At 73.3% G+C, this 21188-nt stretch carries 15 protein-coding genes; 9 read left to right on the top strand and 6 right to left on the bottom strand.

The window, feature by feature from the left end; all coding sequences use genetic code 11:
- Nucleotide 1: 1 nt before the first annotated feature.
- Both ABT084_RS18690 and ABT084_RS18685 read left to right on the top strand, forming a co-directional pair.
- The gene (locus tag ABT084_RS18690) at nucleotides 2-841 is read left to right on the top strand and encodes a hypothetical protein (protein ID WP_351044814.1); all 840 of its coding nucleotides are present in this window, start codon (nucleotides 2-4) and stop codon (nucleotides 839-841) included.
- A gap of 75 nt (nucleotides 842-916) precedes the next feature.
- Nucleotides 917-2035 carry an alpha/beta hydrolase gene (locus ABT084_RS18685; RefSeq protein ID WP_351044811.1) on the top strand — a complete coding sequence of 373 codons (1119 nt, stop codon included), beginning with the start codon at nucleotides 917-919 and terminating at the stop codon, nucleotides 2033-2035.
- A gap of 97 nt (nucleotides 2036-2132) precedes the next feature.
- Here ABT084_RS18685 and ABT084_RS18680 read toward each other — a convergent pair whose 3' ends face one another.
- Nucleotides 2133-3923 (bottom strand): virginiamycin B lyase family protein, encoded by a 1791-nt coding sequence (locus ABT084_RS18680; RefSeq protein ID WP_351044808.1) that lies wholly within the window; start codon nucleotides 3921-3923, stop codon nucleotides 2133-2135.
- Between the two features lie 281 nt (nucleotides 3924-4204).
- Here ABT084_RS18680 and ABT084_RS18675 point away from each other — a divergent pair, with 281 nt between their 5' ends.
- Nucleotides 4205-4852, top strand: coding sequence for a dihydrofolate reductase family protein (locus ABT084_RS18675; protein ID WP_351044806.1), 648 nt, complete (start codon nucleotides 4205-4207; stop codon nucleotides 4850-4852).
- 33 nt (nucleotides 4853-4885) lie between these two features.
- Here ABT084_RS18675 and ABT084_RS18670 read toward each other — a convergent pair whose 3' ends face one another.
- From ABT084_RS18670 to ABT084_RS18655, 4 genes are all read right to left on the bottom strand, one after another.
- The gene (locus ABT084_RS18670; RefSeq protein WP_351044803.1) at nucleotides 4886-6760 is read right to left on the bottom strand and encodes a glycoside hydrolase family 15 protein; all 1875 of its coding nucleotides are present in this window, start codon (nucleotides 6758-6760) and stop codon (nucleotides 4886-4888) included.
- 126 nt (nucleotides 6761-6886) lie between these two features.
- A complete protein-coding gene (locus ABT084_RS18665; RefSeq protein ID WP_351044801.1) occupies nucleotides 6887-7303 on the bottom strand; it encodes an SHOCT domain-containing protein in 417 nt (138 codons plus the stop codon).
- Nucleotides 7304-7359: 56 nt separating this feature from the next.
- Entirely contained in the window at nucleotides 7360-8193 is an 834-nt protein-coding gene (locus ABT084_RS18660) for a class II glutamine amidotransferase (protein ID WP_351044798.1), read from the bottom strand.
- 517 nt (nucleotides 8194-8710) lie between these two features.
- Nucleotides 8711-9901 (bottom strand): PP2C family protein-serine/threonine phosphatase, encoded by a 1191-nt coding sequence (locus tag ABT084_RS18655; RefSeq protein ID WP_351044795.1) that lies wholly within the window; start codon nucleotides 9899-9901, stop codon nucleotides 8711-8713.
- Nucleotides 9902-10106: 205 nt separating this feature from the next.
- On the opposite strand from ABT084_RS18655, the gene ABT084_RS18650 reads away from it, so the two are divergent.
- From ABT084_RS18650 to ABT084_RS18630, 5 genes are all read left to right on the top strand, one after another.
- Entirely contained in the window at nucleotides 10107-11048 is a 942-nt protein-coding gene (locus tag ABT084_RS18650; RefSeq protein WP_351044792.1) for a cyclase family protein, read from the top strand.
- A 102-nt stretch (nucleotides 11049-11150) separates the two neighbouring features.
- Nucleotides 11151-13943, top strand: a complete 2793-nt coding sequence (locus ABT084_RS18645; RefSeq protein WP_351044996.1) for a SpoIIE family protein phosphatase — start codon at nucleotides 11151-11153, stop codon at nucleotides 13941-13943.
- Nucleotides 13944-14040: 97 nt separating this feature from the next.
- A complete protein-coding gene (locus ABT084_RS18640; protein WP_351044790.1) occupies nucleotides 14041-15606 on the top strand; it encodes a sugar ABC transporter ATP-binding protein in 1566 nt (521 codons plus the stop codon).
- Nucleotides 15603-16646, top strand: coding sequence for an ABC transporter permease (locus ABT084_RS18635; RefSeq protein ID WP_351044787.1), 1044 nt, complete (start codon nucleotides 15603-15605; stop codon nucleotides 16644-16646). Before ABT084_RS18640 ends, ABT084_RS18635 begins: the two co-directional genes overlap by 4 nt.
- Before the next feature lie 30 nt (nucleotides 16647-16676).
- On the top strand, nucleotides 16677-17819 hold the full coding sequence (locus tag ABT084_RS18630; RefSeq protein WP_351044784.1) for a substrate-binding domain-containing protein: 1143 nt from the start codon (nucleotides 16677-16679) through the stop codon (nucleotides 17817-17819).
- Between the two features lie 27 nt (nucleotides 17820-17846).
- Here the strand turns inward: ABT084_RS18630 and ABT084_RS18625 are convergent, their stop codons facing one another.
- Nucleotides 17847-19913 (bottom strand): SpoIIE family protein phosphatase, encoded by a 2067-nt coding sequence (locus ABT084_RS18625; RefSeq protein WP_351044781.1) that lies wholly within the window; start codon nucleotides 19911-19913, stop codon nucleotides 17847-17849.
- 249 nt (nucleotides 19914-20162) lie between these two features.
- Between ABT084_RS18625 and ABT084_RS18620 the strand changes: the two genes are divergently transcribed.
- On the top strand, nucleotides 20163-21110 hold the full coding sequence (locus ABT084_RS18620; RefSeq protein ID WP_351044779.1) for a nucleoside hydrolase: 948 nt from the start codon (nucleotides 20163-20165) through the stop codon (nucleotides 21108-21110).
- Nucleotides 21111-21188: the final 78 nt, after the last annotated feature.

Below are 21188 nucleotides of genomic sequence, written 5' to 3'. Positions count from 1 at the left end.
GATGCGGCTGTGGCGCAGGCGGGAAGACCGGGCGACCGAGCCGGGGGCCGACGATCCGTGGCGGGACTGGCTGAGCCGTTCGCCCGAGGCGCTCGCGGTCCGGCAGTGGTGGGCGGACGCGGCCGAGCAGACCGCGCGGCTGGGCGAGAAGGGGTACTGCGAGCGGCTGGGCGAGCTGCTCTCCCGGCTGTCACCCCGCGACTTCGCGGCGCTCGGCCTCGGCTGCACCCGCCGGATCGACCGCTCCTGCCGGGAACCGTGGACCTGCTCGCAGGACCCCGTTCCGCCGCCCGCGGGCGAGCGGCCGGCACCGCGCCAGGGTCCGGTGGCCGGCGCCTGCGGGAACTTCTGGGACCTCTTCACCCCGTACGCGGTGCGGGTCGCTTTCACCGCCGACGACCGCCACCGGGCGGTGACCGTCCGGGACAAGTGGTCCTGGGTGACGCTGTGGGTGGACGGGATCCGGGTGGAGACGCCCAACTTCCTGGACTCCACCGGCTACTGGGTGCGCGACCGCTTCTACGTCACGGAGATGGCCGCCCCGGACGACCACCCCCTCCAGGGATATGTGGGCATGGGCGCGATCGCGGTCCTCTCTCTGGTGATCCACGACGTCGCGACGGCCACCACCCACGTGGTGGACCCCGCACCGCACGAGAACTGGTCGTGTCCGGTCGCCGAGCTCCGCGACGGGCAGTGGCGCGTCTACCCGACCATCGAGGCCCGCGACACCGACCGCCCCGACCGCGTCCTCACCCTCTCCCAGGCCGTCCCATCGGGCATGAGTGCGCGGCCGGGCACGACCTTGACTCCGCCGGTCGCGGAGCCGAAGATCCGGTAGGCCGTCAGCTCCGACCGGACACCGCTTCCGATTCCATGCGAGGAGTACGTCATGAGGACACATCGGTTACATCGGATGCCTCCCCCGACGCCCCGCCCGACCGTGCTGCGTTCCCTCAAGCGCACCGTGGGCGTGCTGGCCACGGCCGCCCTGCTGGTGCTGCTCGCTCCCGCCGCCCACGCCTCGGCGCGGCCGCCGCTGGCGGACGGGTTCGGGCTGACCCAGGTCGCGAGCACCGCCGGCTCGGCACCGGCCAACACCGACACCAACTTCGTGATCACGGTGAAGTCCGCCGAGGTCCAGGGCGAGCAGAACATCCGGATCATCCTGCCCGATGACTACGCGGCCAACCCGGGCAAGCGGTACCCGGTCCTGTACTTCCTGCACGGCTCGCCGGACGACCCCTCCAACGCCTTCTACGGCAACGAGGCACTCACCGGGGCCGCCGGAATGATCACCGTCGTCCCGGACGGCGGCAACCGCGGCTGGTACGCGAACTGGCTCAACCAGCACACCGCCGCCGGTGCCCAGAACTGGGAGAACTTCCACATCAAGCAGGTGATCCCGTTCATCGACGCCAGCCTGCGCACCATCGCCACGAAGCAGGCCCGCGCCATCGCCGGCATCTCCATGGGCGGCTTCGGCGCCTTCCACTACGCCCAACTGCATCCCGACCTGTTCAGCCAGGTCGGCTCCCTCTCCGGTGACCTGGAGCTGGGCGCCAACCAGATGGCCCTGCGCCTGGCCACCGTGGCCTCCCTGACGAACGCGTCGGGCGCGCTGTGCGCCTCGACCTCCGGGACGGTCGCCTGCGACGGCAACGCCTACGCCCCCGGCGTGGACAGCGACGCCCTCTTCGGCACCCCGTACCCGGTGTTCAACGCCGACTGGCGCTGGAACCAGGCCGACCCGGTCGCCAACGCCGCCAAGCTCGGGGGGATGGGCATCCACATCTACGTCGGCAACGGTGACGGGGGGAAGTACGACGTCCGGGAGTGGTGGCTGGAGAGCGCCTCCGTCCACATGAAGGCCAAGCTCGACGCCCTGGGCATCCCCGTCCACTACGAGAACTACGGCAACGGAGCCTCCTGGGGCCAGTACTGCAAGGGCGGCGGCCACGAGGCCGGCTGCTGGTACCAGGACCTCCTCGACCTGGTCCCCCGCCTCCGGTCCGCCCTCAGCCCGGCGGCCTGACCCAGCGCGCCCGCCCCCGCGCGGCGGGTGTCCTCGACACCCGCCGCGACCGGGCCCCCGACCGGGCCCCCGACCGGGCTCGCCCACGGGCGACGGGTCACGGGCAGCCGGGGCCCGTGCCGGGGTTGGCGCAGACGTTGGTGCCGGGGCCGCCGTTGTTGGTGTTCGTGCCCGGCCCGCCGTCGAGGTTGTCGTTGCCCACGTCGCCGAAGAGGGAGTCGTCGCCGGGGCCGCCGGTCACGATGTCGTCGCCCGGATTGCCGTGGAGCGTGTCGTTGCCCGCGCCGCCCGCGATGCGGTCGTTGCCGGGGCCGCCGGCGATCGAGTCCGCCCCGGGGCCGCCGCAGACGAGGTCGTCGCCCCCGAGCGCGTTGATGGTGTCGTTGCCGCCGTGGGCGAGGATGACGTCGCGTCCGGGCGTGCCGGTGATCCGGTCGTCGCCGGGGGTGCCGTTGATGGTCGGCTGCTCGCCGAAGCAGGTGGTCGCGTTGACGGTGGTCGTCTCGGTCACGGTGTCGTTGGCCGGGGCCGGGTCCGAGACCGCGCCGCCCACGCCCGCGGTGTCGCTGACGGTGTCCTCGGTCGTGGCCGTCGCGGTGATGGTCCGCGCGGCGCTCGCTCCGGCGGTGAGGGCGCCGATGCCACAGGTGACGACGTCCGGGGTGGTACCGGCCGCGGTGCAGCCGGGGGACGCCGAGACGAATTGCAGTCCGGCCGGGAGGGTGTCCTGGAGGACGACCCCCTCGGCCGTCTCCGGACCGTTGTTCGTCGCGGTGAGCGTGTACGTCACGTTCTGGCCCTCCACCACGGGGTCGGAGCCCGCGTCGGACTTCGCGACGGCCAGATCGGCGGCGGTCAGGTGGATGCGCCCGATGAAGCTGGAGGTCTCGGCGAACCAGATGTCGTTGTCCGGGCCCTTGGTGATGCCCCAGGGGCCGCGCTCCGAGGAGGGCAGGGGGAAGTCGGCGATGACGCCGGAGGTGCTGATCCGCCCGATCTTCCCGCTGTTGCGTTCGGTGAACCACAGGCTGTTGTCCGGCCCGGCGGTGATGTCCTGCGGCTGGGGCGAAGCGCCGTCCGACGGTACGTCGTACTGGGTGATGGCGCCGGACGGGGTGATCCGGCCGATCCGGTTGCCGCCGAAGACGGTGAACCAGAGGTTCCCGTCCGGGCCGGTGGTGATGTCGGTCGGGCCGCCGCCGCCGGGGACCGGGAACTGGGTGACGGCGCCGGACGGGGTCATGCGGCCGATGATGTTGTCACCGATCTCGGTGAACCACAGGTTCCCGTCCGGCCCGGTGGTGATGTAGGACGGCTGGCCGGAGCCGACGGGCAGCGGGTACTCGGTGAGGGCGCCGGCGGTGGTGATGCGGGCGATCCGGTGTGCGTTCTGCTCGGTGAACCACAGGGCCCCGCCCGGGCCCGCGGTGATGCCGGTGGGCTCGTCGAACTGGTCGGGCAGGTGGTACTCGGTGACCGCGCCGCTCATGTCGATCTTCCCGACCCGGGAGTCGAAGTGCTGCATGGTGAACCAGACGTTCCCGTCCGGGCCGGTGGTGATGTCGTGCGGGGTGCTGAACTCGCCGGGCAAGGGGTACGCGGCGATGAGGGTGCCCGTCGGACTCATCCGGCCGATCTTGTTGCCGACCGCCTCGGTGAACCACAGGTTGCCGTCGGGGCCGGTGGTGATGCCGACCGGGGTGCTGGGGGTGGGTACGGGGTATTCGGCGATGCCGACGGCGGCGCTGGCCTGCGGGGCCCCGACGGCCAGGGGCAGGACGGCGGCCATCAGGACGCCGGTGAGCACCGCCGCCAGGCCCCGCCGACGGCGGGGTCCCGGCTGCGGTGGCATCCCCGGCTCCGGCGCGTTGAAGGTCGTGGGAGGCATGGGCGAGCACCTTTCGGTCGCGGGGCAACGCGCCCGTCGTACCAAGGCCCGATCGTTTCTTCAGGTCCCGCGGGACCTGCGGCGCGCCAGATCTTCACCCGATCGGAGCCGTGCCCACCGGTGGGTACGGCCGGGTCGCCCCGGCCGCTTCCTGACACGCTGGGAAAAGAATCGCGGGCCACTGTCGATCCAGCCGTGTCCCGTTCGACGTCATGGTGTGCGGCGTCCACGTGTGCGGCGTCCACCACACGATGACGCGACAGGATCTGAGGAGAGAACACGTGAGTCAACTGCTGAGAGTGATGAACTTCGGCGTCTCGAGTGACGGGATCGGTGCCGGTGAGGACCAGAGCCTCGAGCGTCCCTTCGGCCACGCCGTCGATCCGGCGAAGCTGTTCGCCTGGGCCGGAGCCACGGCCAGCTGGCCCATGCGTACGGATTCCGGGGGCAGCCGGGGCCTGGACGACTACTTCACCCGGGACTTCGCCCGCAACATCGGTGCCGAGATCATGGGCCGCAACAAGTTCGGACCCCAGCGCGGGCCCTGGCAGGACCACGAGTGGTGCGGCTGGTGGGGGGAGGAGCCCCCGTTCCACACGCCGGTGTTCGTCATGACCCACCACGAGCGTCCGTCGTTCACGCTCTCCGACACCACGTTCCACTTCGTCGACGGCCACCCGGCCACGGTCCTGGAACGGGCCCGGCAGGCGGCGGGGGGCCAGGACGTCCGGCTCGGCGGCGGGGTCACGACCATCCGGCAGTTCCTGGACGCCGACCTCGTCGACACCCTGCACGTGGCGGTCTCACCGGTGAAGCTCGGCTCCGGGCTACGCCTCTGGGAGTCCCCCGACGAGCTCCTCGACCGGTTCCACCTGGAGGTCGTACCCAGCCCGAGCGGCGTGACGCACCACCTGTTCTGGCGCAGGTGACGCGAGGATCCGCTCGGCCTCACGGGGAGCGCGTCACGCGCCGGGGCCACGTCCCATGGACCGGTCGAGTTCGGCGTCGAGCGCGAGGGCCGCGGTGATGAGGGCGAGGTGGGTGAAGGCCTGCGGGAAATTGCCGAGTTGTTCGCCCGTCGGCCCGATCTCCTCGGCGAACAGCCCGATGTGGTTGGCGTACGTCAGCATCTTGTCGAAGGCGTAGCGGGCCTGTTCGAGCCGTCCCGCCCTCGCGAGCGCGTACACGTAGAGGAAGCTGCACAGGGAGAACGTGCCCTCGGTGCCCCGGAGACCGTCGGGAGAGGCCTCCGGGTCATAGCGGTAGACGAGGCTGTCCGAGACGAGTTCGGCGTCCATCGCGTCCAGCGTGGAGAGCCAGCGCGGGTCCTTGGGGGCGATGAAGCCGACGAGCGGCATCATCAGCAGGGAGGCGTCCAGGACGGTGCTGCCGTAGTGCTGGACGAACGCCTGCCGTTCCGGGCTCCACCCGCGGGTCATGATCTGTTCCATGATGGCGTCGCGCACGGCGGTCCAGCGGTTCAGGTCCGCCGGGCGCGCGTTGGCCACGGCCTGGCGGATGCCGCGGTCGAAGGCGACCCAGCACATGAGGCGGCTGTACGTGAAGTCCTTCTGGCCGCCCCGGGTCTCCCAGATGCCCTCGTCGGGGCGGTCCCAGGTGTCGCACAGCCAGTCGAGCACGCCCGCCGAGTGCATCCAGGCGTCGTAGCCGACGACATCGCTCGTCTGCCCTGCCTGGGCGAGGGCGAAGACGGCCTCGCCGTAGATGTCCAACTGCAGCTGGCCGGCGGCCCCGTTGCCCGCGCGCACGGGCGACGAGCCGCGCCATCCTTCCAGGTGGCCGAGGACTTCCTCGGTCAGGTACGGGTCGCCGTCGACGCGGTACATGATCTGCAGGGGCTCCCCGTTGGGGGCGGCGCCGGCCCGCAGCCGCTGCTGCAACCAGCGGCGGAACCCGTCGGCCTCGTGGGTGAAACCGAGGTCCCGCATGGCGCGTACCGAGAGGGAGGCGTCGCGGACCCAGGTGTAGCGGTAGTCCCAGTTGCGTTCACCGCCCTCCTGCTCGGGCAGGCCCATGGTGGCCGCGGCGACCGGGGCGCCGGTGGGCGCGTAGGTGAGCAGCTTGAGGGTGATGGCGGCGCGGTTGACCATCTGCTGCCAGCGGCCGCGGTAGCTGCAGCGGCTGATCCACTCGTGCCAGAAGCGGTGCACCTCCATGAACTGCCGTACCGCGTCGGCCGTCCCGAGGGGTGGCGGAGCCGGGCTCCCCGCATCGCAGACCGTCAGCAGGACGGCCGCGTTCTCACCGGCGGCCAGGGTGACGGTCGCGCGCACGTCCTGACCGTCGGCCTCCAGGGCGATGGTGTCGACGGCCTGCAGATGGGCGCTCACCCCCGGCCCGTCGAAGCGCGCGGTGCGGCCGTCCAGGAGCAGCTCGTGCGGCGCCCGGCCGTAGTCGAAGCGGGGACGGCACTCCAGGCTGAAGCGCACGCTCCCCCGTACCACCCGGATGTACCGCACCACTTGGTGCCGGTCGGTGGGCGTGTGCTGTTCGGCGACGGGCATGAAGTCGACGACTTCGCCGACGCCTTCGGGGGTCAGGAAGCGGGTGATCAGAATGGCGGTGTCGGCCAGGTAGAGCTGGCGGGTGACGACGGCCTCCTCGCGGACCGGCTCCCCGGCGTCGGGGGCGGCGGGAGCGCCCGCGGAGATGGCGAAGTATCCGCCGCGGCCGTGGTCCAGCAGGCCCGCGAAGACGCTGGGGGCGTCGAAGCGCGGCGAGCAGAACCAGTTGAGCACCCCCTCGGACGAGACGAGCGCACAGGTCTGCAGGTCTCCGATCAGTCCGTGCTCGGCGATGGGCGGGTAGGGACGCATCGACCCTCCACGGCTGGCAGGAACTCCGCGGGACGGCGGGGGCGGGCGGGCGGTGGGACGCCGGGACGGCGGGACGGCGCGGGACGGCCGGCCGGGCGGGCGGCCGAGCGGCCGGGTCGGCCGGTCTCAGGAGGAGACGAGGACCTTGGCCTTGGCCTGCTCGTATTCGGCCGGCGTGAGGTCGCCGCGGTTCTTGAGCTCGGCGAGCCGGGACAACTCCTCGACGTGGCCCGTGGATCCGGCGTTCTCACGGATGTACGAACGGAACGCCTGCTCGCTCTGCCGAGCCCGCTTCGCCTCGCGCTCCCCCATCCCGCGCCCGCGGGCGATCAGGTAGACGAGGACGCCCAGGTAGGGCAGCAGGATGACGAAGAGGGTCCATCCCGCCTTCCCCCAGCCGTGCAGCCCGTCGTCGCGGAAGATGTCGCCGACCACGCGGAAGAGCAGCATGAACCACAGCACCCAGAAGAAGCACAGCATCATGGTCCAGAACAGGTTCAGAATCGGGTAGTCCACTGCCAGATCGAAGGTCGCGCCGTTCATGGCCTGTCTCCTGTCGGTTGGGGCGGGCTGGCCGCAACGGTCACGGCGTCACGGCGTCATGCCGGTTGCGGTGTGAAGGGGTAGAGCTCGTCCGCCCCGGGCTGGACGACGCCGTAGGTGCCTTCCGGTACCGCGTTCCACGCGCCGGGCAGGTCACTGAGGGGTTCGGACACGATGAGGCGGGTCTCCTCGGAGACGCCCCGGAGGAACTCGGCGTCGGGGTGGAGTCTGCGCAGCGTGTCCACCCGGCTGCTGTAGAACAGCGACCGGGAGCTGCGCCGGCTGGAGTAGCGGAAGGCCCACACGCGCTCCCCGTCGGTGATGGCGAGCGTCATCTGGAGCGGAAACTCCACGCCGTGGTCACGGCCGGCGCGCTCCACCACTCCCGCCATCCTGGCGACGGCGGTCGGCGGGTCCTGGTCCAGGCCGAAGGTGAGGGCCAGGAAGAACATCACCTCGGAGTCCGTGGTCCCCTCGATGTCGGCGTACAGCGCGGGATCGACGAGCAGGGTGAGGTCGCGGCGCATGCTGTGGAAACCGGCGATGGCTCCGTTGTGCATGAACATCCAGCGGCCGTGCCGGAACGGGTGGCAGTTCGACTGCTGCACCGCCGTCCCCGTCGACGCCCGGATGTGGGCGAAGAACAGCCGGGAGCGGACGTGGTCCGCCATCTCGCGCAGGTTGCGGTTGTTCCAGGCGGGACCGACGTCCCGCAGGAGCGCCGGGGAGTCGTTGTCCTCCGTGTACCAGCCGACGCCGAAGCCGTCACCGTTCGTCGTCTCGACGCCCAGTTTGGAATGCAGGCTCTGGTCGATCAGTGAATGGGCCGGTTTGTACAGGATGGTGTCGAGCAACAGGGGTGTCCCCGAGTAGGCGAGCCATCGACACATGTGCGATCACCTGTGTTCCCAACTGCCGCGTGGCGCGAGGGGTCCAGTGACGCCGCGGAGCACCCCGTACGGGTACGCCGCCCGGGCGTCGCCCGCTCCGGCCTTCCCATTCTCGCGGCCGATTCGGAAGATCGCCACGCGGGCGGTCGGCGCGCCGGTGGGCCGGGGGCGTACGGAGCAGGCGCGTCGGCAGTGGCTCGCGGGCCACCACGTATCCGAGGGCGATGACGGCCGTGGCGACGATGAAGTACCGATCAGTCAGGACAGCAGGACGAAGACGGAGCCGAGGCTGCCGAACCGCCGCAGGCTGCGCGCCATGGCACCGGGCTGTAGACCCTCGACGCCCAGGACACCAACTGCGCCCGGACCACGCACAGTTGTCGCCGGTGGCGGCATACACCGACCGCACCTGGTCCGCCGCGCCACCCCGCAGGCCCAGGGTCGTCCGGAGGGATGAGAGCACGTGTTCCGGCGCATCCAGCGGGGCACGGCGAGCCGACGCCGCCCGGCCTCCGGTTCAGCCACGGTGGGGGACTCCTCCCGGCGCGGGGCCGCCGCCCGGCCCGTACGCCTCGTCCCGGATCCGGTCGAGGAGGACGACCGCCACGTCGTCCTCCAGGCGGCCCCGGGTGTGCCGGAGCAACGCCTGGTGCAGGCCCTCCAGGAACGCCTGCCGGGTGTGGCCGCCCAGGGCCGTCATGGCCCCGGGCAGGTCGAAGAAGGCGTTGTCCCCGTCACGGGCCTCGATGACGCCGTCGGTGTGCAGCAGCAGGCGGTCCCCGGGGACGTACGAATAGCTGTCGGGCCGCCCGGGAGGACCGTCGATGAACTCCTCCAGGCCGAGCGGCGGCAGGGGCGTGGCGGGGGTCAGGGAGCGGATCGCGCCGCCGCGCAGGAGCAGCGGCGGCGGATGCCCGCGGTTGACGACCTCGACGTGGGGGCTGTCCGGGACCTGGGCCACGAGCGCGGTGACGAACCCCTCCAGGAGCATGTCCTCGCCGCCGGCCAGGAGCGTGCCCCCGACGACGGCGTCCCGCCGCAGGGCCGCTCCGCAGTGGTTGACGACCTCCATCAGCTCGTCCTCGTAGTGCACGGCCTCCCGGAAGGCGCCCAGCACGACCGCGGCGGCCCGGACGGCGGGCAGCCCCTTGCCCCGGACGTCCCCGACGATCATCCGGACGCCGTACCGGGTCTGGACCACGTCGTACAGGTCGCCGCCGATCCGCGCGCCCTCCTCCGCCGCCAGGTACATGCTGGCGGCCCGTACGGGGCCCAGGCGGGCCGGGACGGGCCGCAGCAGGACGTCCTGGGCCGCCGTGGCGATCCGGCGGACCTGGTCGAGTTCGCTCGCCTGGCGCGTGCGCGCGGCGCGGCTGGTCATGAAGCTCGCCACCGAGACCAGGAACAGGGCGAGGAAGTTCGTGTAGACCTGCTGGCCGCCCCAGGCGTCGTTGACGCTGGCGGTGGTCACGTTGACGGCGACGGCCACCCCGGCGGCCGCGAGCGTGCCCCGGGGACCCATCGTCAGCGCCGCCAGGGCGGGGGTCGCGACCAGCAGGGGGCCGGTGTACAGGACGTGCGCGGGGGTGAGCTCGACGAGGAGCACCAGCAGGGCGATCACGAAGGGAACGCACTCCGCGAGGGTGAAAAGGACCTGGTGGTGGCCGCCGGCTCCCGGTCCCGGGGGCGAGCGCACGGGCGCTCTCATGACTACAGACTGCCTCGCCGGGGCGTCGGGCCGCCACCGAGACCGTCTCTTACGGATCGCGCCCCGCCCGCGCCGCCCGGTACCGCAGGCCGATCGCGCCCCGCCCGCGCCGCCCGGCACCGCGGGTGTCCGGCCGCGGCCGCGAGCGGGTAGGGATGCACGAACGGCGGGCCGCCCCGCCCGCCCCGCGAGCCTGGAGCACCGCATGCCCGTGAGCACCGACCCCCCGCAGGCCCCGCGGGTCTCCCGCCAGGAGTTCGACGCCCTGTTCGACTCGGTCCGCACCTGGGGCCGCTGGGCCCGGGCCGACCGGGGCGCCTGGAACCGGGTCACCCCCGACCACGTGCGCCGGGCCGCCGCCCTGGTCCGGGACGGTACGGCGGTGCCCCTGGGGTTGCCCTGGAACACCCGGCCCGGCCCCGACAACGCCAAGCCCGCCCTGCACCACATGTCCGACCTCGGCGACGTGGAGCCCGGGGAACCGGCCGCCCACAAGGACTTCCTCGCCGTCGACTACCACGGCAAGGCCGTCACCCACCTCGACGCGCTGTCGCACATCGGTTACCGAGGGCAGCTGTACGAAGGGCATCCGGCACGCGAGCTCATCGGATCCGGCGGCGCCCGCTTCGGCTCGGTGGCGGCGCTCGGCCCGCTCGTCACCAGAGGCGTGCTCCTGGACCTGCCGGCTGTTCTCGGGACCCACTGGCTGGAGCCCGGGCACGCGGTCCGCGCCCGCGACGTCATCGCCGCCGAGCGGGCGCTCGGCGCCGCGATCGACGACGGGTGCGCGGTGCTGCTGCGCTCCGGGCGGTTCCGGCGCCGCCGCGAGCTGGGCCCCTGGGACGTGGACGCGGCGAGCGCGGGCTTCCACGTGGACGCGATGCCGCTGCTGGCCGAGCGCGCGATCGCGCTGCTCGGGGCCGACGGCGACAGCGACGTCCGGCCCTCCCCGGTCGAGGGGCTCCACTCGCCCGTCCACGCGCTCGCCGTCGCGGCGATGGGGGTGCCCCTGCTCGACAACCTGGACCTGGAGGCGCTGTCCGCCGCGTGCGCGGAAGCGGGCCGCTACGAGTTCATGATCGTCGTGGCGCCCCTCGACGTCCCCGGCGGGACCGGATCGCCGGTCAATCCGGTCGCTCTGCTGTGAAGCCGTAAATAGCCAGGAATATACTCAAACGACACTGATTCCAATTCCAGGCGATCATCCCGGTACGGCCGAGGGCATGACCGGCAAGGGGAAGTGATGCAGATGGGGGTCACGGGAGAGCAGATCGGCCCCGCACGCTCCCGTGAGCGGTTCCTGGTGGGCGAAGAGGCCGAAAGCGAGGTCCGGAGCCCGATCCGGAACTCGTGGCTGCGCTGCCGTCTGCTGGGCCTGTCGCCCGACCGGAGCGACCTGCCCTACCGGGACGACTTCGATCCGGACAGCCGGCTCGTGCGCGCGGCCGAGCCCGTCCTCGACCAGCTGCAGGCCCGCTTCTCCGGCAGCCGGATGAACCTCTCGGTGGCCGACGCGAACGGCACGGTCCTGCTGCGCCGGTTCGGCGACCCCTCCCTGGCCCGGAGCCTGCCCCCGATCCAGAGCGTGCCCGGCTTCGTCTTCGCCGAGCGGTTCGCCGGGACCAACGGCATCGGCCTCGCGCTGGCGGAGCGCGGCCCCATCCAGGTCTACGGCGCGGAACACTTCGCCGAGCGCGGCCAGTCGAACGCCTGCTGCGCCGTGCCCGTCCGCGACCAGCTCAGCGGGCGGATCGCGGGCGTGCTCTGCTTCGGGTACCCGCACGCCTACGAGCGCCCGGCCCTCGCGGTCATGCTCCGGCGGGCGGCCGAGTCGATCGAGCGGCGGCTGCTGGAACAGAGCTCGGAGCGCGAGCGCGGGCTGCTGCGGACGTACCTCGACGCCGAGCGGCGCGCCCGGGCGGGCGGGGGCGACGAGGACGGGTACCACCTCGGGCCGGGCGTTCCGGCGGGAGCCGCCGAGCCGGACGGGCCGGCCGATCCGCACGGAGCGGCCGCATTCCACGGACTGGCCGGTCTCGGTCTGGACCCGCACGACCAGGCGGTCCTCACGGAGAAGGCGACCGAGCTGATCTCCTCGCCCCTGCGGGCGGCCGTCGACATCGCGCTCCCCCATGGCCGCGAGGTCACCCTGCTGAGCCGCCCGGTCACGAGCCCCTCCGGGGTCGAGGGAATGGTCGTCGAGGCCGTGCTCGGCGGCGACACGCCGCCGGTCCACCATCTCTCGGCCGCGCCCCGCGCCGGACCGGCCGGACGGGAGCCCGCCCCTCCACCGTCCGCCGTACCCGGGGACCCTTCCCGCTCGGTCCGCGGCCTGGTGCTGGTGGGCGAGCCGGAGGTCGGGAAGTACGCCGTCGCGGCGCGCCGCCGGCTGGAACTCCTGGCCGGGGCCAGCACCCGCATCGGCACCACCCTGGACGTGGGCCGCACGGCCCTGGAGCTCGCCGAGACGGCGGTCCCGGCCCTGGCCGACTACGTCACTGTCGACCTGCCCGAGGCCGTGCTGCGCGGCGACGAGCCCACCGGGCCGGGGACGGACCTGCACCGGACGGTGGTCCACGGCATCCGCGCCGACCATCCCTTCCACCCGGTCGGACAGCTGGTGCGAATCGGCCCGGGGACACCGCAGTTCCGCTGCCTGAGCGACGGGGCGGCGGTCATGGAGACCGGGCCGGGGGCCGCGGCCGACTGGTTCGCCCGGGGCCCGGAACACCCGCGCCGGATCCTCGCGCGCGGAGTGCATTCCCTCATCGCCGTCCCGCTGCTCGCCCGCGGCGTCCTGCTGGGCATCGCGAGCTTCTACCGCTCCCAGGACCCCGTGCCGTACGGGGACGACGACAGGCGGCTGGCCCAGGAGCTCGCGGCCCGCGCGGCGCTGTGCCTCGACAACGCCCGCCGCTACACGCGGGAGCACACCCTGGCCCTGGCGCTGCAGCGCAGCCTGCTCCCGCGCGGCGTGCCCGAGCAGGGCGCCGTCGAGGTCGCCCACCGCTATCTGCCGGCCGAATCCGGGGTGGGGGGCGACTGGTTCGACGTCATCCCGCTGTCCGGCGCCCGCGTCGCGCTCCTCGTGGGCGACGTCGTCGGCCACGGGCTGCACGCCGCCGCCACGATGGGGCGGCTGCGGACCGCCGCGCGCAACTTCGCCGAGCTGGAACTCGCCCCGGACGAACTCCTCACCCACCTGGACAACCTGCTGGTGCGCCTGGACCGGGAGGAGGGGGACGACCCCTCCACGGGCAGCACCGGCATCGTCGGCGCCACCTGCCTGTACGCCATCTACGACCCCACCTCGCGCCAGTGCACCATGGCCCGGGCCGGTCACCTCCCGCCCGCCGTGGTCCGTCCGGACGGCAGCGCGAGCTTCGCCGACCTGCCCGCCGGGCCCCCGCTGGGCCTCGGCGGGCTGCCCTTCGAGACGGCCGAGATCGAGCTCCCCGAGGGCAGCACGCTCGTCCTCTACACCGACGGGCTGGTCGAGGACCGCCGCCGCGACATCGACGTCGCCCTCGACCGGTTGCGGCGCACCCTCGCGCACCCGGGCCGCAGTCCCGAGGACACCTGCCGGACGGTCATCGACGCCATGGCGCCCGATCATCCCGCCGACGACATCGCCCTGCTCGTCGCCCGCACGCACACCCTGCCCGCCGACCGGATCGCGACCTGGGACCTGCCCGCCGATCCCGCGCAAGTGTCCGCGGTCCGCGCCGCCGCCACGGACCAGCTGGCCCGCTGGGGGCTGGACGAGCTCGCGTTCACCGCCGAACTGCTGCTGAGCGAGCTGGTGACCAACGCGGTGCGCTACGGCACCGAGCCGATCCAGGTGCGCCTGATCCACGACCGCGCGCTGATCTGCGAGGTCTCCGACGGCAGCAGCACCGCCCCGCACCTGCGGCGCGCGGACACCACGGACGAAGGCGGTCGCGGCCTGTTCCTCGTCGCACAGCTGGCCCAGTCGTGGGGCACCCGCTACACCCACCGCGGCAAGGTCATCTGGGCCGAATGCGCCCTGGATGCGGCATAACAACCGGCATCCGCGGGAATGCCCTCACCTGCCGTTAGCATCCTTCCTGACCCAGCCCTCCCGAGAGGGGGATCCGAGGCCGGCCCCGGAGACGTCCGTGCATGACGCCCATGACACTTCCGCCACCCCGGCGAGCGGTCGCCCCCGGCACCCCGGCGCACAGCCGCTCGTCCGGATCCGCGGCCTCGGCAAGCGGTTCGGCGGCACCGTCGCCCTGGACGGCGTCACCCTCGACCTGCACCGCGGCAGCGTACTGGCCCTCCTCGGCCCCAACGGCGCCGGGAAGTCCACGCTCATCAAGGTGCTCGCGGGCGTCCAGCGGGCCGACGGGGGTGAGGTGACGGTGGCCGGGCACCCGCTCGGATCCGATGCCGCCTCCGGGGCGATGTCCTTCATCCACCAGGACCTCGGCCTGGTCGCATGGATGACGGTCGCCGAGAACATCGCCCTGGGGACGGGCTACGCGCGCCGCCACGGCCTGATCTCCTGGCGGCGGACCCGGGAGCGGTGCGCCGAGGCCCTGGGCATCGTCGCCGGTCACCTGGACGCCGATGCCCGGATCGCGGACCTCGCACCCGCCGAACGCTCCCTGGTGGCCATCGCCCGGGCCCTCGCGCGGCGGGCCGAGCTCTTCGTCCTCGACGAGCCGACCGCCACGCTCCCGGCAGCCGACTGCGCCCGGCTCTTCGACGTCCTGCACACCCTGCGCGACCGGGGCCACGCCGTCCTGTACGTCAGCCACCGGCTCGACGAGGTGTACCGGGTCGCCGACACCTTCGCCGTGCTGCGCGACGGCCGCCTCGTCAGCGCGGGGCCGCTCGCCGGGTACGGACCCGCCCGCCTGGTACGGGACATCACGGGCGGGGTACCGGCCGGGCGCGGGCCCGCCACCGCCGTACCCGCCGGGCGTCCTCCCGTGCTGCGCCTCGACGCCGTGACGACGCGGGGCACCGGGCCCGTCAGCCTGGACCTGGCGCCCGGGGAGATCCTCGGCATGGTCGGGCTGACCGGCGCCGGCCACATGCACCTGGGCCGCGCCCTCGCCGGCGCGCTGCCGCTGCTCGGCGGCCGGGTCCTGCTCGGCGGCACGCCGTACCAGCCGCGCGGCGTGGCGGCAGCCCTCGGCCGGGGTGTCGGTTTCGTGGCCGCCAACCGCCAGGAGGAGGGCTGCGCACCCGATCTGACGGTCCGGGAGAACTTCCTGGCCAATCCCCGGGCCGCCGGTGTGCCGGCATGGCGCTGGCTCGGGCCCCGGCGGGAGCGGCGCGAGTGCGCCGCCCTGATCGAACGGTTCTCGGTGAGCCCCCGCGACGGCGAGGTGCCCCTGGCGACCCTGTCCGGGGGCAACCAGCAGAAGGTGGTCCTCGGCCGGGCGCTGCGGGGACGGCTGCGACTGCTGATCCTCGAGGAGCCGACCGCGAGCGTGGACGTCGGCGCCAAGGCGGCCCTCCACCGGCTGCTCGACGAAGCGGTCGCCGAGGGCCTGGCGGTCCTGCTCGTGTCCACCGACTTCGAGGAGGTCGCGGACCTGTGCCACCGCGCCCTGGTCTTCGTCCGCGGGACGGTGGCGGCCGAGCCGGCGGGCGCCGCCCTGACCCCGGCCGAACTCACCCGGGCCGCCTCGGCGATGCCCGCCGTCACCGGAAGCACCACGGCCCCGTGACCTCCTGGTCCGCGCGCGGACACGTCCTCGGGACCTACGGCCTGCCGGCCTTGGCCGCCCTGCTCTTCCTGGTCTTCTCCATCGCCCTGCCGGACACCTTCCCCACCCGGGACAACGTGTCCTCGATCCTGTCCGACCAGTCGATCCCCGCCCTCCTCGCCCTCGGTGTGACGATCCCCATCGCCGCCGGCAGGTTCGACCTCTCCCTCGGCTACGGGCTGGGCCTGGCGCACGTCCTGGTGATGCACCTCGTCGTCGAGGAGGGGACGCCCTGGCCGCTCGCCTGCCTCGCCGTCGTGCTCGGCGGGGCGCTGGTCGGCGCCCTGAACGGCGCGGTCGTCGCCTTCGCCCGGATCGACTCCCTCATCGCCACGCTCGGCACCGGCAGCATCATGTACGCCCTCACCGGGTGGCTCACCGACGGCAGCCGGATCGTGCCCGGCCCGGAGGGCCTGCCCGCCTCCTTCACCGACCTGTACGACGCCCGGTTCCTCGGTCTGCCGGTGCCCGCCTTCTGCGTCCTCGCCGCCGTCGTCGTCCTCTGGGTGGTGCTGGAACGGCTGCCGTTCGGCCGGTACCTGTACGTCGTCGGCTCCAACCCCCGCGCCGCCGACATCATCGGCATCCCCACCCGCCGGTACTGCGTCTACGCCTTCGCCGGATCGGGCCTGGTCACCGGCATCGCGGGGGTCCTGCTCGCCGCGCAGCAGCAGACCGGCAACCCGAGCGTCGGCCTGGACTACCTGCTGCCCGCCTTCGTCGGCGCGCTGCTGGGCTCCACCACGATCAGGCCCGGCCGCGCCAACGCGCTCGGGACCCTCGTCGCCGTCAGCGTGCTCGCCATCGGGCTCGCCGGAATCGGCCAGCTCGGCGCCCAGTTCTGGGCCACGCCGCTGTTCAACGGGAGCACCCTGCTGATGGCGGTCGGCCTGGCCGGCTACACGGCCCGGCGCCGGCTGCGCGCCCGGGCCGCGACGGACCCGCACCCGCCCGCCGCCCCGCCCGGGCCGTCGGCGCCGCGGGCGGACGACACCCCCTAGACCACCAGCGCACCCCCGCTCAGGAGCACCGTGTACCCGAATCGCACCAGCGTCCTCGCGGCCGCGGCCCTCTGGACGGCCGCCTCCACCCTCCTCGCCGGCTGCGGGGGCGGCCCGTCGCGGACCGCCGCCACGGCCCCGTCCGCGGGCTGCCCGGCCGCACTCGCGCGGGCGAAGGGGGCCGTCGCGGGAGCCGAGCGCACGGACCTCGTCTGGAACGGTCCCACGACCGGCCCCGCGGCGGTTCCGGACAAGACCGTCGTCTACGTCGCCCAGACCATGACCAACCCCGGTGTCGCCGGGGTCGCCCAGGGCCTGCGGGAAGCGGCGGCGGCCATCGGCTGGCAGGTCCGGGTGATCGACGGGGACGGCACCCCGGCGGGCATCCAGGCCGCGTTCAGCCAGGCGGTCACCCTCAAGCCCGCGGGCATCGTCATCGGCGGCTTCGATCCCCGGCTCACGGCGCAGCAGACGGCGCGGGCAGCGGCCGCGGGCATCGCGCTGATCGGCTGGCACGCGCTCGACTCCCCCGGACCGAGCACGAGCCCCCCGCTCTTCACCAACGTCACCACGAAGGTGGAGGACGTCGCGCGGATCAGCGCGGACTGGGTCATCGCCCGGTCCGGCGGCGCTGCCGGGGTCGTGGTCTTCACCGACGACTCGATCCCGTTCGCCCGCAACAAGTCCGAGCTGATCGAACGGCAGCTCGCGACCTGCCCCGGGGTCTCGCTGCTGGCGACCGAGAACATCCCCATCCCGGACGCGGGTCAGCGCACCCCGCAGCAGGTCTCGTCGCTGGTGTCCCGCTTCCGGGACCGGTGGACCGACTCCGTCGCGATCAACGACCTGTACTTCGCCGACGCCGCCCCGGCGCTGCGCGGCGCCGGGCGCCCCGGCGGGGGTCCGCCCTTCAACATCGGGGCGGGAGACGGCGATCCCTCCGCCTTCCAGCGCATCGCCGGCCGGCAGTTCCAGGCGGCCACCGTCCCCGAACCGCTGGCCCAGCAGGGCTGGCAGATCATCGACGAGTTCAACCGCGCCTTCGCCGACCGTCCGCCCAGCGGCTACGTCGCCCCCGTCCATGTGGTGACGGCCGAGAACAGCGGCGGGGCCACGTCCTGGGACCCGCGGGGCTACCGGGAGGCGTACCGGAGCATCTGGCGGCGCGCATGACACCGGGCGCGGCCGCGGGACGCGGCACTAGCCGCCGATGCGGGCGACCAGGAGCGCGACGTCGTCGTCGGCCGCCGCCGGGACGAGGTGGGTGATCAGCGAGTCGCACACCTGGTCCAGTTGCCGCCGCGGCTGCGCGAGCAGGCGCGTGAGTTCGGCCAGCCGCTCGTCCAGGTCGCAGCCGCGGGCCTCGATCAGTCCGTCGGTGTAGAGCACGAGAACGCTCCCCGGGGGCACCGTGATGTCGGTGGGGGTGAAGGCGATGCCCCCGACCCCCAGCGGGACCCCGGGCGGGGTGTCCAGGAGCCGTACCGTGCCGTCGGGGAGCGCGAGCGCGGGCGGCGGGTGCCCGGCCCGGGTGAGGGTGCAGCGGCCGGTGGCCGGGTCGCAGACCACGTACAGGAAGGTGGCCAGCATGGGCTCGGCGAGATCGCCGAGGGTGGATTCCAGCTGGTGCAACAGCCGTACGGGCGACAGGTCCAGGCGCGCGAGGGCCCGTACCGAGGCGGACAGCCGGCCCATCACCGCGGCGGCGGCGATGCCGTGCCCCATGACGTCGCCGATGAGCAGGGCCGCCTTGCCGCCCGTCAGGGGCAGGACGTCGTACCAGTCCCCGCCGACCTCGTTGACGTCGCTCGCGGGGAGGTAGCGGTGGCTGACCTCGAGGCCGCGCGGCGGGGTGATGTGCTGGGGGAGCATGCTGCGCTGGAGGATGACCGCGGTCTCGTGTTCGCGGTGGTAGAGGCGCGCGTTGTCGATGCTGAGGGCGGCGCGGGCGGCGAGTTCACCGGCGAGGGTCACGTCCTCGGCTCCGAAGGGTCCCACCGGGCGGGTGCGGTAGAAGGTGGCCACGCCGAGGACCGTCTCCCGGGCCATCAGGGGCGCCATGACGAACGAGTGCACGCCCACCGCGACCAGTTGCGCCGGCTTGACCGAGTACCGGGCGGCCGCCGCGGTGGCCTGCTCGTCGAGCCGGGCGATCAGGAAGGGCTGCCGGGCCGCGAGGGCCCGGGTGTAGGGAGCGTTCGCGGGGAAGACGAGGGTCCTGCCGAGGGGGGCGAGGACGTCGGTCACCCGGGATCCGGACAGCGGCGCCTTGCCCAGCCGCCGCAGGGCGGCCCCGCCGTCCAGCCCCGTACCGGGCTCGTCCCCGCGGGCCAGTGTGTCCAGGACGTCGACGGTGACGGCGTCGGCGAGGCGCGGCACGGCGAGGTCGGCGAGTTCCTGCGCGGTGCGCTCCAGGTCGAGACTGGAGCCGACGCGGATGCTGGCCTCGCTGAGCATGGCCAGCCGGCGCCGTCCGGCTTCGGCCTCCACGTGGTCGCGCTGCTGCTCGGTGATGTCGACGAGCGAGGCGATGACACCGATCGGCATGCCCGCGGGATCCTCCACCCGGACGTACGAGCACGACCACACCCGGTCGTGGTCCGGTTCGGCCGGCGTCCGTCCGACCCGCCTGCGGTCCAGGACCGGCTGCCCGGTCTCCAGGACCTGCCGCATGGCGTCCTCCATCTCGCGGGCGTTCACCTCCGGCAGGATCTGGGCCAGGCCGCGCCCCACGTGCGCGGACTCCGGCAGGCCGTTCATGACTTCGAGCGCGGGGTTGACCTGCAGGAACCGGAGCTGCGTGTCGAGGATGGCGATGCCGACCGGAGAGCGGGAGAACAGGCCGTCCCACACGGCCGACGCGCCCCGGATGCGCCGTGCCGCGTGGGCATCGGCGGCGAAGACCAGCACCGCGGCGGCGCCGTGCCGGCGGTCGGACACCGGGGAGGCCCAGATCTCCACCTCCAGCGGACGCCCGTCCCGGTGCCAGGCGGTCACCGTGCCCATCACGCCCCGCCCGGTGGCGGCGGCTTCCCACAGCGAGCGGCCCAGACTGCGGTCGGATCCCGGATGCAGGAGGTCGGCGATGTGACGCCCCACCATCTCGGGCGGGGTGTAGCCCAGCAGTCCCTGAGCGGCCTGGTTCCAGCGCACGATGATCCCGTCGGCGCTGACGGCGACCAGCGCGACCGGCAGGGCGCCCAGCCAGCCGCCCGCGGCCTGTGCGGCGCTGGTGATCAGCTCGTCGACCGGCAGGGGCTCGTTCATCGGGAGGGGCTCATTCATCCGGCACCCCGAGTCGCTCCGGCGGGCGGACCGGGAACCACGTGTCCACGGTTCCATCGTCTGCCTGGTGGCCTGCCGCCGCCTCCCGGCCCGGGCGCCGCGACGCACCGCGCGCATCCGCTCACCCTGGGTGCCCTCGGCGCCTCGTCGTGGCGCGCGGGCGCCTTCTGGTCACGGGACCGGCACGGCGGCACACTGAGGGAACCCCGACCCCGCGGCGGCAGGAGCGACGTGCCAGTACCGATCATCATCGACTGCGATCCCGGACACGACGACGCCCTCGCGATCATGCTGGCGGCCGGCGATCCGGCGGTCGATCTGCTGGCCATCACCACGGTCGCGGGGAATCAGACGCTCGACAAGACCACCTTGAACGCCCGACGCGTCTGCACGGTCGCGGGCATCACCGACGTGCCCGTCGCGGCAGGCTGCGCGGGGCCCCTCGTCCAGCCGCTCGGCGTCGCGGACGACGTGCACGGTGCCTCCGGCCTCGACGGGCCGATGTTCCCCGAGCCCACTGTGGACGTCGTCGCGGAGCACGCGGTGGACCTCATCCACCGGATCCTGAACGGGCATCCCGAGCCGGTCACCCTCGTCCCGACCGCCCCGCTGACCAATATCGCCCTCTTGCTGACCCGCCATCCCGAGGACGCCTCCCGCATCCGCGAGATCGTCCTGATGGGCGGCTCGACGAACGGGGGCAACCGGACCCCGGCGGCCGAGTTCAACGTCCACACGGATCCGGAGGCCGCCGACATCGTCTTCCGCAGCGGCGTGCCCGTCACCATGTGCGGCCTCAACGTCACCCACCAGGCCCTGGCCACGCCCGACGTGGTGGCCCGCTTCGAAGGGCTCGGCACGCCCCTCGGGCGCACCTGTGCCGAGCTGTTGACCTTCTTCGCGTCCACCTACCGCACGCTGTGGGGATTCCCGCACCCGCCGGTGCACGACCCCGTCGCGGTGGCCCGCGTGATCGACTCCGGGATCGTGCACTGCGCGGAGGCGAACGTCGTCGTGGAGCTGCACGGCCGGTACACGCGCGGCGCCACCGTGGTGGACCTGCACCGCTACGTGGACCGCCCGGTCAACGCCCGGGTGGCGGTGGGGCTGGAGACCGACCTGTTCTGGGACCGGATGATCGCCGCCGTCACGGCGCTCGGCGCCCGAGCGCCGCGCTAGTGCCGCGTCAGGCAACGTTTGCCTGACCCGGGAAAGGAAGAGCGTCGGGGGGGGACAGATTGTGAGTTAACAGGTGTA

The sequence above is a fragment of the Streptomyces sp. NPDC002138 genome (assembly GCF_040296485.1).
Lineage (GTDB): Bacteria > Actinomycetota > Actinomycetes > Streptomycetales > Streptomycetaceae > Streptomyces.
This window is presented reverse-complemented; position numbering and strand designations above follow the sequence as displayed.